At 71.8% G+C, this 14,319-nt stretch carries 14 protein-coding genes; 10 read left to right on the top strand and 4 right to left on the bottom strand.

All coding sequences use genetic code 11. The features are described 5' to 3' along the window. Positions 1 to 1,440 carry an MFS transporter gene (locus LPA27_RS08675; RefSeq protein WP_228942189.1) on the bottom strand — a complete coding sequence of 480 codons (1,440 nt, stop codon included), beginning with the start codon at positions 1,438 to 1,440 and terminating at the stop codon, positions 1 to 3. Between the two features lie 94 nt (positions 1,441 to 1,534). Here LPA27_RS08675 and LPA27_RS08680 point away from each other — a divergent pair, with 94 nt between their 5' ends. Beyond that, positions 1,535 to 2,311: a DUF3027 domain-containing protein gene (locus LPA27_RS08680; protein ID WP_056862059.1), complete on the top strand. Its 777-nt coding sequence runs from the start codon at positions 1,535 to 1,537 to the stop codon at positions 2,309 to 2,311. Positions 2,312 to 2,335: 24 nt separating this feature from the next. Here LPA27_RS08680 and LPA27_RS08685 read toward each other — a convergent pair whose 3' ends face one another. Both LPA27_RS08685 and LPA27_RS08690 read right to left on the bottom strand, forming a co-directional pair. Next, complete coding sequence (locus LPA27_RS08685; protein WP_228942190.1) at positions 2,336 to 3,010, bottom strand: class I SAM-dependent methyltransferase; 675 nt, start codon at positions 3,008 to 3,010, stop codon at positions 2,336 to 2,338. Then, positions 3,003 to 3,305 (bottom strand): DUF2530 domain-containing protein, encoded by a 303-nt coding sequence (locus LPA27_RS08690; protein WP_200918902.1) that lies wholly within the window; start codon positions 3,303 to 3,305, stop codon positions 3,003 to 3,005. The genes LPA27_RS08685 and LPA27_RS08690 overlap by 8 nt, the downstream gene beginning before the upstream one ends. A gap of 117 nt (positions 3,306 to 3,422) precedes the next feature. On the opposite strand from LPA27_RS08690, the gene LPA27_RS08695 reads away from it, so the two are divergent. The 9 genes from LPA27_RS08695 to LPA27_RS08735 all read left to right on the top strand — a co-directional run bounded on the left by LPA27_RS08695 (position 3,423) and on the right by LPA27_RS08735 (position 13,462). Next, positions 3,423 to 4,865, top strand: a complete 1,443-nt coding sequence (locus LPA27_RS08695; protein ID WP_228942191.1) for an NCS2 family permease — start codon at positions 3,423 to 3,425, stop codon at positions 4,863 to 4,865. Between the two features lie 84 nt (positions 4,866 to 4,949). Next, positions 4,950 to 5,399, top strand: a complete 450-nt coding sequence (locus tag LPA27_RS08700) for a MarR family winged helix-turn-helix transcriptional regulator (protein ID WP_228942192.1) — start codon at positions 4,950 to 4,952, stop codon at positions 5,397 to 5,399. Between the two features lie 37 nt (positions 5,400 to 5,436). Next, positions 5,437 to 6,738, top strand: a complete 1,302-nt coding sequence (locus LPA27_RS08705; RefSeq protein WP_228942193.1) for an MFS transporter — start codon at positions 5,437 to 5,439, stop codon at positions 6,736 to 6,738. 196 nt (positions 6,739 to 6,934) lie between these two features. Next, positions 6,935 to 7,309 carry a 30S ribosomal protein S12 gene (rpsL, locus tag LPA27_RS08710; RefSeq protein ID WP_056862063.1) on the top strand — a complete coding sequence of 125 codons (375 nt, stop codon included), beginning with the start codon at positions 6,935 to 6,937 and terminating at the stop codon, positions 7,307 to 7,309. A 1-nt stretch (position 7,310) separates the two neighbouring features. Continuing rightward, positions 7,311 to 7,781 carry a 30S ribosomal protein S7 gene (gene rpsG, locus LPA27_RS08715; protein WP_056862064.1) on the top strand — a complete coding sequence of 157 codons (471 nt, stop codon included), beginning with the start codon at positions 7,311 to 7,313 and terminating at the stop codon, positions 7,779 to 7,781. 77 nt (positions 7,782 to 7,858) lie between these two features. Further along, positions 7,859 to 9,970 carry an elongation factor G gene (gene fusA, locus LPA27_RS08720; RefSeq protein ID WP_082499865.1) on the top strand — a complete coding sequence of 704 codons (2,112 nt, stop codon included), beginning with the start codon at positions 7,859 to 7,861 and terminating at the stop codon, positions 9,968 to 9,970. A gap of 86 nt (positions 9,971 to 10,056) precedes the next feature. Continuing rightward, the gene (tuf, locus tag LPA27_RS08725; RefSeq protein ID WP_056862065.1) at positions 10,057 to 11,250 is read left to right on the top strand and encodes an elongation factor Tu; all 1,194 of its coding nucleotides are present in this window, start codon (positions 10,057 to 10,059) and stop codon (positions 11,248 to 11,250) included. 104 nt (positions 11,251 to 11,354) lie between these two features. Further along, a complete protein-coding gene (gene trmB, locus LPA27_RS08730) occupies positions 11,355 to 12,077 on the top strand; it encodes a tRNA (guanosine(46)-N7)-methyltransferase TrmB (protein ID WP_228942194.1) in 723 nt (240 codons plus the stop codon). Between the two features lie 170 nt (positions 12,078 to 12,247). Beyond that, entirely contained in the window at positions 12,248 to 13,462 is a 1,215-nt protein-coding gene (locus LPA27_RS08735; RefSeq protein ID WP_228942195.1) for a S8 family peptidase, read from the top strand. A gap of 43 nt (positions 13,463 to 13,505) precedes the next feature. Here the strand turns inward: LPA27_RS08735 and LPA27_RS08740 are convergent, their stop codons facing one another. Further along, positions 13,506 to 14,315 carry an RDD family protein gene (locus LPA27_RS08740; protein WP_228942196.1) on the bottom strand — a complete coding sequence of 270 codons (810 nt, stop codon included), beginning with the start codon at positions 14,313 to 14,315 and terminating at the stop codon, positions 13,506 to 13,508. Between the last annotated feature and the right edge of the window lie 4 nt (positions 14,316 to 14,319).

Here is a 14,319-nt window from a genome sequence, read left to right on the forward strand (position 1 = left end):
TCAGGAGACGCGCGCGACCGACCGCACGGCCCCGCGCGAGGAGCTGAGCACGAAGACCGACCACGCCCCGAGCACGGCCACGGCGACGCCGAGGCCGAGCCGGGCGGGCTCGAGCGGCAGCGCGATGCCGATGAAGCCGCCGACCACCCAGGCCAGCTGGAGGGTGGTGTCGCTGCGGGCGAAGGCGCTGGCCTGCACCCGCTCGGGGATGTCGCGCTGGATGGTGGCGTCGAGGCAGAACTTCGCGAGCGACTGCGACAGGCCGGCCACCAGGCCGAGCAGGGCCAGCGGGAGCACGCCGTAGAACAGCGTGGCGACCAGGGCCGCCCCGGTGCCGGCCAGCAGCGCGAGCACGACGGTCACGGCGGGGTTGATCCGCCGCAGCAGGGCGGCGGCCGCGACACCGAGGGCGTTGCCGGCGCCGGCGGCGCCCACGACGATCCCGATGAGCAGCTCGGGGCGCAGGCTGCTCGCGGGAGGGTTCTCGCGCAGCAGGAAGGCCATGAACATCAGCAGGAAGCCGGAGAGCCAGCGCGGCCCGCAGTTCGCGCGCAGCGCGAAGGCGACCGCGGTGGGGATCCGGGTGCGGGGCCGCCCCGAGCGCGTGGTGCCGTCGCCGACGGCGCGGTCGGCCGGCGGCGCCATCAGCACCATCGTCTCCTCGCCCTGGCTGGAGTCGACGGAGGCGGGCAGCCGGATGGCCGCGACCGTGGCGGCCACGAAGAGCAGGAAGGCGTAGCGCAGCGACCACTCGGGGCCGGCCAGGGAGGCCAGCCCGGCGAGGGGGGCGGAGACGGTGGCACCGACGATGCCGGCCATGGAGACGCGCCCGTTGGCCTTGACCAGCGTGAAGTCGTCGGGCAGCAGCCGGGGCACCGCGGCGGCGCGGGTCACGCCGTAGGCCTTGGAGGAGACCAGCACCCCCAGGGCGGCGGCGAAGAGCAGCGGCGACTCGCCGTTGACCGCCCCGGCCAGGGTCAGGCACAGCACGGCCCGGATCGCCATGGTCGCCCCGATCGCCCATCGGCGACCGTGGCTGAAGCGGTCGAGGAAGGGGCCGATGAGCGGCGCCACGATCGCGAAGGGGAGCATCGTCAGCCCCAGGAAGAGCGCCACCTGCCCGCGCGCCTCGCCCGAGGGCACCTGGAAGAACAGGCTGCCGGCCAGCGAGATCGCCACCGCCGCGTCGCCGGCGGTGTTGAAGAAGTGCATCTGGATCAGCCGCGACAGCCCGGAGCGGTCGGCGCCCTGGGCGTGGGAGGCGCGCACGGCCTGGCGCCCGACGTAGCGGCTGGCGCGCCCGGTGCCGCGGGCGACACCGGCCACCCCGCGGGCTCCGGCGCGGACGCCCGTGCCCAGGCCGCGCCCCACCGACCGGGTGCGCGCACGCGGCATCCGCACGGTCGGCTCGTCGGCCGGGTCGGGTCCGTGCGAGGTCATGGGCACATCCTGCCCTGGGGGTCCGACCGTCCGAGGGGAGGGACACGGGACCCCGACCTGACACGCGGGGTGGGAGGAGGCATGATTGCCCGCCGTGACCACTGTGCTGCGCGCCAAGCCCGACCCCGCGACGGTCGCGGCCGTCGACGCCGCCCGGGAGGCCCTGCTCGCCGAGGTCGACGCCGTCGACGTCGGCGACCACCTCGGGCACCTCGTGGAGGGCGAGCGCGTCGTCACCCACCAGTTCGCGTGCCTGCGCAAGGGCTACTCCGGCTGGCGCTGGTCGGTCACCGTCGCGCGCGCCTCGCGGCAGAAGGCCGTCACCGTCGACGAGGTCGTCCTCATCCCCGGTGAGTCCGCCATCGTCGCGCCGGCCTGGGTGCCCTACCGCGAGCGCCTGCAGCCCGGCGACCTCTCGCCCGGCGACCTGCTGCCCGTCGACGACGACGACCCGCGCCTCGTGCCGACCTGGTCCTACGGCGACGACCCGCTCGACGCCGACGACCGCGCGCAGGTGCGCCAGGTGGCCCAGGACCTCGGCCTGGGCCGCGTCCGCACCCTGTCGGTCGAGGGCCGCGACCTCGCGGCCCAGCGGTGGTACGACGGTGACGCCGGCCCCGGCTCGGCGCTGGCCCAGGCCGCCCCCGACCACTGCCACTCCTGCGGCTTCCTCGTGCGTCTGGCCGGCCCGCTGTCGGACACCTTCGGCGTCTGCGCCAACGGCGACGCCAACGACGACGGTCGCGTGGTCTCCTTCGACCACGGCTGCGGTGCCCACTCCGAGGTGCGCCTGGCCAAGAAGCACGAGCCCGTGCCCGTGCCCGAGCCGGTCTTCGACACCCTCACCCCGGGCGACGTCGAGCGCTTCTGAGCCCTGCCTCCCGCGCCGGGCCGCTCAGGCCGGGTCGTGGGTGACGGTGCGGTGGTCGCCCGCGGCGGCCGGCGCGTCGTCGCGGCTCAGCACCCACACGGCGTACGCCGGGTCGACGGGGCGCAGGTCGTAGCCGCCCAGGCGCAGGTCGACGCGCAGGCCGGCGGCCTCGGCGTCGGCGACGAACTCCGCGGCGGGGTAGACCCGGCTGGTCGTGGGCCCGCCCTCGAGCTGGAAGCCGACGAGGAGGCGTCCCGTCGGTGAAAGCAGGTCGCGCAGCCGGCGCATCACCGCGCGCTCGGTGCCCTCGGCCAGGAAGATCATGACGTTGCCCACGCAGGTGACCAGGTCGAAGCCGGTCGGGGCGCCGGCGGCCTCGAGCACCGTGGGGTTGAGCTCGAGGACGTCGACCGGCAGCACCGTCAGCCCGGGGTAGGTGCGCCGCGACTGCGCCACGAGCGCCGCGTCGGGCTCGCAGCCCACGACCTGGTGCCCGCGACCGAGGAGCGCGGCGCCGACGCGCCCCATGCCCGAGCCCGCGTCGAGCACGCGACCGCCGCGGGGGAGCAGCGCGTCGGCCAGCCGGGCCTCGCCGTCCACGTCGTCGCCGGCCTCGACCAGCTCGGCGAAGCGCAGCGCGTAGCCGGCGTTGGCCTCCCCGCCCCGGGCCCAGCGCGTCGGCGGCGACGGCTCAGTCATCGGCCCGGTCGGCCTGGTCGGCCTGGTCGGCGCGGGCCCGGCGGCGCCGGCGGCAGTACTCGACGCCCAGCAGGCCCAGGCCGAAGCCGGACAGGCACGTCCACAGCCACCAGGTGCGTCCCGACTCCTCGAGCCGGCCGTAGAACGGGAGGAGGGCGACGAAGGCGAGCAACCACAGCCCGACCCCGACCCAGACGGTGCGCACGCCGTCGATGTCGAGCGGCTCGACGTCGGCGACGACGTAGGTGCGGTTGCCGATCTCGTGCTGCGTCGGCTGGTCGTCGCGGAGCTCCACGCGGGCGACTGTAGTGGCCCTCGCCTCACCACGCGGACCACGGGGAGGACCACGGGGAGGACCACAGGTCGGTCCGCGTTGACAGCGACGGTGCCCGGGCTGAGAAGGTTGCTCCCCGTGAGCAGTCCTGTGCGCCCCGTGGGCCGTCCTGCCGGCATCGACGGCTTCTTCCAGATCTCCCAGCGCGGCTCGACGGTGGCCCGCGAGGTGCGCGGCGGCGTGGTCACGTTCGTGACCATGGCCTACATCGTCGTGCTCAACCCCCTCATCCTGGGCTTCGCCCTCGACGCCGACGGCCAGACGCTGGGCGGCCCCGGGCCGGGCAACCTCGCGGTGATCGCGGCGGGCACCTCGCTGGTCGCGGGGGTGGCCACGATCCTGATGGGGGTGGTGGCCAACTACCCGATGGCGCTGGCCACCGGGCTGGGGCTCAACGCCTTCGTGGCCTTCTCGGTGGCCTCCCAGATGACCTGGGCCGACGCGATGGGCCTGGTCGTGCTCGAGGGCCTGGTGATCCTGGTGCTCGTGCTGACCGGCTTCCGCGAGGCCGTCTTCCACGCCGTGCCCGCGCAGCTCAAGGTGGCCATCTCGGTCGGCATCGGGCTCTTCATCGCCCTCATCGGCTTCGTCGACGCCGGCTTCGTGCAGCGCATCCCCGACGCCGCCGGCACCACCGTGCCGGTGCAGCTCGGCGCCACCGGTCAGCTCTCGGGCTGGCCCGTCCTCGTCTTCGCCCTCGGCCTGGTGCTCGTGGTGGCGCTGTGGGTGCGCCAGGTGCGCGGGGCGATCCTCGTGGCCATCGTCGTGACCACCGCCGTGGCCGTGCTGGTCGAGGAGATCGGCCACGTCGGCGGCTGGAGCCTCACCACGCCCGAGCTCCCCTCCGACCTGGTGGCCTCGCCCGACTTCGGCACGCTGGGGGAGTTCTCCCTGCTCGGCTCCTTCGACCGCATCGGCGTGGTCGCCGCGCTGCTGCTGGTCTTCACCCTGCTGCTGGCCGACTTCTTCGACACCATGGGCACCATGACCGCCATCGGTGCGGAGGCCGACCTGCTCGACGAGGACGGCATGCCCCCGCGCACCCGGCGCATCCTGGTCGTCGACTCGCTGGCCGCGGCCGGTGGCGGCGCGGCCGGCGTCTCGTCCAACACCTCCTACATCGAGTCGGCCTCCGGGGTCGGCGAGGGCGCGCGCACCGGGCTGGCCTCGGTGGTCACCGGGGTGCTGTTCCTGCTCACCATCTTCCTCGCGCCGCTGGTCGCGGTGATCCCGTCGGAGGCGGCCGTGCCGGCCCTGGTGCTGGTGGGCTTCCTGATGATGCAGCAGGTGCGCGAGATCGACTGGGACGACCTGGAGATCGCGCTGCCGGCCTTCCTCACCATCGTGCTCATGCCCTTCACCTACTCGATCACCGTCGGCATCGGCGCCGGCTTCCTCGCCTTCGTGCTGATCAAGGTCGTGCGCGGCAAGGCGCGCGCCGTGGCACCGCTGATGTGGGTCGTGGCCGCGCTGTTCGTCGTCTACTTCGCGATCGACCCGATCACCGACCTGCTGGCCTGACCCGGGCAGGCCCGGCCCGGCGCGACCGGGTCGGGCCTCCCGTCGCGGGAATGCTTAGCAAGGGTAATGAGTTATGCTCACGACATGCCCACCACGGAGAAGGTCGCCCGCACCGACGCGGGGCTCGCCTCGGAGCTGCGGCTCTCGGTGATGCGGCTGCGCCGCCGGCTGGCCGCGGAGCGCCACCCCGACAACGACCTGTCGATGAACGCCATGGCCGTGCTCGGCGCGCTCTTCCGTCAGGGCGACCTCACGGTGGGCGCGCTCGCCGCCCACGAGCGGGTGCAGCCGCCGAGCATGACCCGGGTGGTCAGCGCCCTGGCCGAGCGGGGTCACGTGGACCGTCGCGCCGACGCCGACGACGGCCGCAAGGTGGTCGTGACGCTCACCGACCTCGGCCGCGCGACCGTGCTGGCCGACCGCCGCCGCCGCGACGAGTGGCTGGCCACCGCGCTGGCCTCGCTCAGCCCCGACGAGCGTGCCGCCCTGCGCGGCGCCGCCCCCATCCTCGAGCGGCTCGCCCGCCTCGACTGACGCCCCGCCCCCTGGACCCCGAAGGACTGATCGCTGCGTGAGCCCCACGTTCCGCGCCCTGGCCAACCACAACTACCGGCTCTACCTCGCCGGCAGCGTGGTCTCCAACACCGGGACGTGGATGCAGCGGGTCGCCCAGGACTGGCTGGTGCTCAGCCTCGGGGGCGGGGGCACGGCCCTCGGCATCACCACGGGCCTGCAGTTCCTGCCCGTCCTCCTGCTCTCCCCGTACGCCGGGGTCGTCGCCGACCGCTTCCCCAAGCGCCGGCTGCTCCAGGTCACGCAGGTGACGATGGCCGTCTGCTCGCTGGTGCTGGGCGTGGTCGCGGTGACCGGTGCGGCCCAGACGTGGCACGTCTTCGTGCTGGCCTTCCTCTTCGGGATCGGGTCGGCCTTCGACGCCCCCGCGCGGCAGTCCTTCGTCTCGGAGATGGTCGGTCGCGACGACGTCACGAACGCCGTCAGCCTCAACTCCGCGGCCTTCAACACCGCACGCATCGCCGGGCCCGGGCTGGCCGGGCTGATGATCGGCGCGCTCGGCGGCGGGGCCCGGGCGACGGGCTGGGTGATCCTGGTCAACGCCGTGTCCTACGCCGCGGTGATCTGGCAGCTGCAGCGCATGGACACCGCGCTGCTGCACACCACCGAGCTGCGCGGGCGCACCCCGGGCATGCTGCGCGAGGGGGTGCGCTACGTGCGCAGCCAGCCGAAGATGATGATGATCCTGGTGCTGGTCTTCTTCGCCGGCACCTTCGGGATGAACTTCCAGATCACCTCCGCGCTCATGGCCACCGAGGTCTACGGCCTGGGCGCCAGCGAGTTCGGCGTGCTGGGCTCGGCGATGGCGGTCGGCTCGCTGGTGGCGGCGCTCCTGGCGGCGCGGCGCACCCGGATCCGGCTGCGGCTGCTCGTGCTCTCGGGGGTGGGCTTCGGCGTGGCCAACATCGTGGCCGGGCTGCTCCCGTCGTACCTGGTCTTCGCCTGCTTCGTGCCCCTGATCGGCTTCTGCACCCTCACCCTGCTCAACTCCGCCAACGCCACCCTCCAGCTGGAGTCCGACCCGGCGCTGCGGGGGAGGGTCATGGCGCTCTACATGACCATCGTCATGGGCGGCACGCCGCTGGGCTCGCCCTTCATCGGCTGGGTGGGGGAGCACCTCGGCGCCCGGTGGACGTTGGTGGTCGGCGGTAGTCTCACCCTGGTCGGCGTGGCGCTCGCCGTGACGGTGCTCGTGCGGCTCAGTGGCGGGCTCCGCAGCGTTTTGACCGGGCTGGAGGCGCCGGGTAGCCTCGGTCATCGTGTCTGGGACAACCAGGCCGTTGCGCGTGCTCGGAAGTGATCGGCGGGTCCTGACCGTCCGGCCACCTGCACGAAAGCCACCGTCACCCGGGCGACACGCCCGACCTCGGGGGTGAGCAACGCCGGTTGGCTCCGCACCACCCGGACATGCAGGACCTGCGCAGTCGACCTGCGCACGAAGATCGTGCCCGGCAAGGCGCCGCGCACTGAGAGCGACACAGAAGGGGAACCACCAGGTGCCCACGATCAACCAGCTGGTCCGCAAGGGCCGCGAGGACAAGGTGTCGAAGAACAAGACGCCTGCCCTCAAGGGTTCGCCCCAGCGACGCGGTGTCTGCACCCGCGTCTACACCACCACCCCGAAGAAGCCGAACTCCGCCCTGCGCAAGGTCGCCCGTGTGCGCCTGTCCAGCGGCGTCGAGGTCACGGCCTACATCCCGGGCGTGGGCCACAACCTCCAGGAGCACTCGATCGTGCTCGTCCGCGGCGGTCGTGTGAAGGACCTCCCCGGTGTCCGCTACAAGATCATCCGTGGGTCGCTCGACACCCAGGGCGTGAAGAACCGCAAGCAGGCGCGCAGCCGCTACGGGGCCAAGAAGGAGAAGAGCTGACATGCCGCGCAAGGGTCCCGCTCCCAAGCGGCCGATCGACATCGACCCCGTCTACGGGTCGCAGCTGGTCTCCCAGCTCGTGTCGAAGGTCCTCATGGACGGCAAGAAGCAGGTCGCTCAGCGCATCGTCTACGGCGCGCTCGAGGGCTGCCGCGAGAAGACCGGCACCGACCCCGTCGTCACGCTGAAGCGTGCGATGGACAACGTGAAGCCGGCCATCGAGGTCAAGTCCCGCCGCGTCGGTGGTGCGACCTACCAGGTCCCGATCGAGGTCAAGGGCACGCGCGGCACCACGCTCGCGCTGCGCTGGCTCGTCGGCTACGCCGCCGACCGTCGCGAGAAGACGATGTCGGAGCGCCTCATGAACGAGATCCTCGACGCCTCCAACGGCCTCGGTGCCGCGGTGAAGAAGCGCGAGGACACGCACAAGATGGCCGAGTCCAACAAGGCCTTCGCGCACTACCGCTGGTGACCACGGCGGAGTCCCTCACCTCGTGAGGGGCTCCGTCCCCACCGCACCACTCCCACTTTCTAAGGAACGCACTCACAGTGGCTGTCGACATCACCACGGACCTCAACAAGGTCCGCAACATCGGCATCATGGCTCACATCGACGCCGGTAAGACCACCACCACCGAGCGGATCCTGTTCTACACCGGCATCTCGTACAAGATCGGTGAGGTCCACGACGGCGCCGCCACGATGGACTGGATGGAGCAGGAGCAGGAGCGCGGCATCACGATCACGTCCGCCGCGACCACCTGCTGGTGGAAGAACCACCAGGTCAACATCATCGACACCCCGGGCCACGTCGACTTCACCGCCGAGGTCGAGCGCTCGCTGCGCGTCCTCGACGGTGCCGTCGCGGTCTTCGACGGTGTCGCCGGTGTGGAGCCCCAGACCATGACCGTGTGGCGCCAGGCCAACAAGTACTCCGTGCCCCGCATGTGCTTCGTCAACAAGCTCGACCGCACGGGCGCCGACTTCTTCCGCTGCGTCGACATGATGGTCGAGCGCCTCAACTCCACCCCCCTCGTGCTCCAGCTGCCCATCGGCGCGGAGTCGGACTTCCTCGGTGTCGTCGACCTGGTCGGCATGCGTGCCCTCACCTGGCGCGGCGAGACCAAGATGGGTGAGGACTACGAGGTCGAGGAGATCCCGGCCGAGCTGGCCGAGCAGGCCGAGGAGTACCGCACCAAGCTCCTCGAGACCCTCGCCGACGCCGACGACGCCATCATGGAGAAGTACCTCGAGGGCGAGGACTTCACCGTCGAGGAGCTCGAGGCCGCGATCCGTCGCGCCACCCTCGCCGACAAGCTCAACCCCGTCCTGTGCGGCACCGCGTTCAAGAACAAGGGCGTCCAGCCCCTGCTCGACGCGGTCGTCAAGTACCTGCCCTCGCCGCTCGACATCGACGGCATCGTGGGTCACTCGCCCAAGGACGAGGAGCAGGAGATCGTCCGGAAGCCCTCCGACGACGAGCCCTTCTCCGGCCTGGCCTACAAGATCGCCTCCGACCCCCACCTGGGCAAGCTGATCTACGTCCGGGTCTACTCCGGCAAGCTCGAGGCCGGCTCGACCGTGGTCAACTCGGTCAACGGCCGCAAGGAGCGGATCGGCAAGGTCTACCAGATGCACGCCAACAAGCGTGAGGAGATCGCGTCGGTCGGCGCCGGCCAGATCGTGGCGGTGATGGGTCTGAAGGACACCAAGACCGGTCACACCCTGTCCGACCCGCAGAACCAGGTCGTCCTCGAGTCGATGACGTTCCCGGCCCCGGTGATCGAGGTCGCGATCGAGCCCAAGACGAAGAGCGACCAGGAGAAGCTGGGCATGGCGATCCAGCGCCTCTCCGACGAGGACCCGACCTTCACGGTCAAGTCCGACGAGGAGACCGGCCAGACGATCATCGCCGGCATGGGCGAGCTCCACCTGGAGATCCTCGTCGACCGCATGAAGCGCGAGTTCCGCGTCGAGGCCACCGTCGGCAAGCCGCAGGTCGCCTACCGCGAGACCCTCCGCAAGGAGGTCAAGGGCCACAGCTACACCCACAAGAAGCAGACCGGTGGCTCGGGCCAGTTCGCGAAGGTCGTCATCAACCTCGGCCCCAACATCGACCCGGAGACCGGCACGGGCGCCGGCTACGAGTTCGTCAACAGCGTCTCCGGCGGTCGCGTCCCGCGCGAGTACATCCCGTCGGTGGACCAGGGCGGCCAGGAGGCCATGGAGTTCGGCGTGCTCGCCGGCTACCCGATGGTCGACGTGAAGTTCACCCTCGAGGACGGCGCCTACCACGACGTCGACTCCTCCGAGCTCGCGTTCAAGATCGCCGGCAACCAGGCCTTCAAGGAGGCCGCACGCATGGCCAAGCCGGTCCTGCTCGAGCCGATGTTCGCGGTCGAGGTCACCACCCCCGAGGGCTTCCTCGGCACGGTCATCGGTGACATCAACTCGCGGCGCGGCCAGATCCAGGCGCAGGAGGAGCGGCACGGTGACATGGTCATCAACGCCCTCGTGCCCCTGTCCGAGATGTTCGGGTACGTCGGCGACCTGAGGTCCAAGACCTCCGGCCAGGCGTCGTACTCGATGGAGTTCGACTCGTACGCCGAGGTTCCTTCGAACATCGCCGACGAGATCATCAAGAAGGTCCGTGGCGAGTGACCCTCTAGGGTTGCGCAGCGACAGATCCTCGGCACCACCCCCAGCAAGTACGAGTCAAGCAACAACCACCACAGGAGGAGCCCACCGTGGCTAAGGCGAAGTTCGAGCGGACCAAGCCGCACGTCAACATCGGCACCATCGGTCACATCGACCACGGCAAGACGACGCTGACCGCTGCCATCACGAAGGTGCTGCACGACAAGCACCCGGACCTCAACGCCGCTTCGGCGTTCGAGGACATCGACAAGGCTCCCGAGGAGCGTCAGCGCGGCATCACGATCTCGATCGCGCACGTCGAGTACCAGACCGAGAACCGCCACTACGCGCACGTCGACTGCCCCGGTCACGCCGACTACATCAAGAACATGATCACCGGCGCGGCTCAGATGGACGGCGCGATCCTCGTGGTCGCCGCGACCGACGGCCCCATGCCCCAGACGCGTGAGCACGTGCTGCTCGCCCGCCAGGTCGGCGTGCCCGCCCTGGTCGTCGCGCTCAACAAGTGCGACATGGTCGACGACGAGGAGCTCATCGAGCTCGTCGAGATGGAGGTGCGCGAGCTCCTCTCGGAGTACGAGTTCCCCGGCGACGACATCCCGGTCGTCCGCGTGGCCGCCTTCCCGGCGCTGCAGGGCGACGCCAAGTGGGGCGACTCGATCATGGAGCTCATGGACGCGGTCGACGAGGCCATCCCGACCCCCGAGCGTGAGACCGACAAGCCGTTCCTCATGCCCGTCGAGGACGTCTTCACGATCACCGGTCGCGGCACCGTCATCACCGGTCGCATCGAGCGCGGCATCGTCAAGGTCAACGAGGAGGTCGAGATCATCGGCATCCGCGAGAAGGCCCAGAAGTCGACCGTCACCGGTGTCGAGATGTTCCGCAAGCTGCTCGACGAGGGCCAGGCCGGCGAGAACGTCGGTCTCCTCCTGCGCGGCACCAAGCGCGAGGACATCGAGCGCGGCATGGTCGTCATCAAGCCGGGCACCACGACCCCGCACACCAACTTCGACGCCTCGGTCTACATCCTGTCGAAGGAGGAGGGCGGCCGTCACACGCCGTTCTTCAACAACTACCGCCCGCAGTTCTACTTCCGCACCACGGACGTGACGGGCGTCGTGACGCTGCCCGAGGGCACCGAGATGGTCATGCCCGGTGACAACACCGAGATGGCCGTCGAGCTGATCCAGCCCATCGCCATGGACGAGGGTCTGCGCTTCGCGATCCGCGAGGGCGGCCGCACCGTCGGCGCCGGTCGGGTCACCAAGATCACCAAGTGATCGACTGAAGCACCTGTGAGAGCCCCCAGCCTTCGGGCTGGGGGCTCTTGCGCGTCCGCACCACCCCAGCACCCGCACCAGCGCCAGCAACGCCGAGGAGAGACATGACCGACCGGGTGACCCCGGCCCGCCCCCACCTCAAGCTCACCGACGACGGCCGTCGGGTGCGCGAGGTGCTCAGCTACTCCCGGCGCGGCCAGCGCTTCACCCCGCGCCAGGCCGAGGCGTGGGAGGCCCACCACGACGGTCTGGTCGTGCCCGACGAGGCCGTCGACGACCCCGACTTCTCCTGGGCCGCCTGGTTCGGCCGGCAGGCGCCGATGATCCTCGAGATCGGCTCGGGCGTGGGGGAGGCCACCGCGGTCCTGGCCGCAGCGCGACCGACGTACGACGTGCTGGCGCTGGAGGTGTGGCGCCCGGGCGTGGCCGACACCCTGTGGCGGCTGGCCGAGACGGGGGCGACCAACGTGCGCCTCTGCGGGGTCGACGCCGTGTGGACCACCGAGCACCGCATCGCCCCGGGCGCCCTGGAGGAGGTCTGGACGTTCTTCCCCGACCCGTGGCACAAGAAGAAGCACCGCAAGCGTCGCCTGGTGGACGCCGACTTCGCGGCGCTGGTCGCCTCCCGCCTGCGCCCCGGCGGCGTGTGGCGCCTGGCCACCGACTGGGGCGACTACGCCGAGCAGATGGAGGCCGTCCTCGACGCCGAGCCCGCCCTGGAGGGCGGCGTCGTGGAGCGCTGGGGCGAGCGTCCGGTGACGAAGTTCGAGCGCAAGGGCGTCGAGGCCGGCCGGGCCATCACCGACCTGGTCTACCGCCGGGTCTGACCCGACCGGTCGGCGAGGGTGCCGCGAGGGTCGCTGCGAGGGTTTCCCCGCTAGTCACCGGGTGTGCGTGCGGGAGAGGTTGTGCCCGACGACGTGGTGTCGTCCACCGTCCGCTCTCGGGACGTGTGTCCTACGTGGGGACCGGGACCCGGTCCTTGGAGGTCATGAAGATGGTCAAGCACGCAGCCCTGTCGACCGCGGCCCTCGCCGCGCTCGCCCTCGGTGCGGTCGGCGTCGCGGGCAGCCCCGCGGCCACCGCGCTCCCCGCCGGCTCCGACACCGTCGCCACCGCGCCGGCCGAGGCAGGCTCCGCCCCGCTGCTGCGCAGCTCCGACGCGATCTCCGGGCGCTACATCGTCGTGCTGAAGGAGGGGGCCGACAAGGTCCGCGCCGAGGCCGACGACGCCGTCGCCGGCGAGGGCGGCAAGGTCACCGAGGTCTACGACGACCTGGGCGGCTACGCCGCGCGGCTGACCCCCGAGCAGCTCGACGCCGTGCGTGCCGACCCCGACACGCAGTTCGTGCAGCAGGACGCCGTGGTGACGATCTCCGCCACCCAGAGCAACGCCACCTGGGGCCTGGACCGCATCGACCAGCGCTCGCTGCCCCGCTCGGGCACCTTCACCTACAACGCCACCGGCTCCGGCGTGCGGGCCTACGTCATCGACACCGGCATCAACGCCTCGCACGCCGACTTCGCCGGCCGCGTCGCCGCGGGCGCCACCGCCATCAACGACGGCCGCGGCACCAGCGACTGCAACGGCCACGGCACTCACGTCGCCGGCACCGTCGGCGGCTCGACCTACGGCGTGGCCAAGCAGGTCACCCTCGTGCCCGTGCGCGTGCTCGACTGCCAGGGCTCGGGCGCCAACTCCGGCGTCATCGCGGGCATGGACTGGGTCGCCGGCCAGGGCGTGCGCCCGGCCGTGGCCAACATGAGCCTGGGCGGCCCCGCCGACAGCGCCACCGACGCCGCCATCCAGCGCATGGTCAACGCCGGTGTCACCACCGTCGTCGCGGCCGGCAACGAGAACCAGAACGCGTGCAACGTCTCGCCCGCCCGCGCCGCGTCGGCCATCACCGTCGGCGCCACGACGTCGAGCGACGCCCGTGCGTCGTACTCCAACTACGGCTCCTGCGTGGACATCTTCGCTCCGGGCTCCTCGATCACCTCGGCGTGGATCGGCAGCTCGACGGCCACCAACACCATCTCGGGCACCTCGATGGCCTCCCCGCACGTCGCGGGCGTGGCCGCGCAGTACCTCCAGACCAACCCCTCGGCCTCCCCGGCCACGGTGACCAACGCCCTCCTCGGCAACGCCACCACCAACGTGGTCTCCGGCGTCAACGGCTCGCCCAACCGCCTGCTCTTCACCAGCTACTGAGCAGTCGCCCCGCGCTGAGCCCCCGACCGACACGGTCGGGGGCTCAGCCGCGTGCGGTGAGCCGCTGGCGCATCCGGGCCTCGCGCTCCAGGCGCGCGGTGTCGCGCTCGCGGCGCGCGGCCACGACGGCCACCAGGAACGCCTCGGGCGGGGTGCCGGGCGGCGGGGGCGGTGAGACGTGCGGGGCCACCTGCTCGGCCAGGCGCGCCGCCAGGCCCGCGCGCGCCGCGGGGTCCACCTGACCCATGCGCCCCAGCAGCTGACGCACGGCGACCGCGAGGCCCAGGGGCAGCGGCGCGATGTCGGCGCCGCGGGCCCACGCGGCGAGCGGTGGCGGCATCGGCAGCGGCGGCGCCAGCTGCAGACGCACCCGCTCGCGCACGACGAAGGTGCCCGCGGCGTAGTCGCCCAGCCGCTTGCCCCGGGAGCTGACCAGCGCGGAGAGGAAGGCCGGGGCCCCGGTGAAGGCGTAGACCTCCACGAAGCCGACCAGCGACCGCACGAAGGCGTGCTGGAAGGAGATCGGCCCGGCGTCGTCGCGCACCGTGCGCAGCCCCATCGCCCACTTGCCCGGCGACTTGCCGCGGGTGAGCGTCTCGACCGTGGTCGGCACGACCAGGAAGACCACGATCAGCGAGCCGATCATGCCCACGGTGGCGAGGGCCTGGTCGGCCTGCAGGGTCGCGGTGAGCAGCAGGAGCACGACGGCCACGAGCAGCGCCACGGTGACCACCACGTCGATGAGCCCCGACACCATCCGGGCGCCGAGCCCGGCCGCCGGAAGGTCGAGGGCGACCGCGTCGCCGGTGACGAGGTCGTCGGCGGTGAGGTGCGCGCGCTCGGGGGTCGACATCGCC

This window comes from Nocardioides sp. Leaf374 (genome assembly GCF_916862475.1).
GTDB classification, from domain to species: Bacteria; Actinomycetota; Actinomycetes; order Propionibacteriales; family Nocardioidaceae; genus Nocardioides; species Nocardioides kribbensis.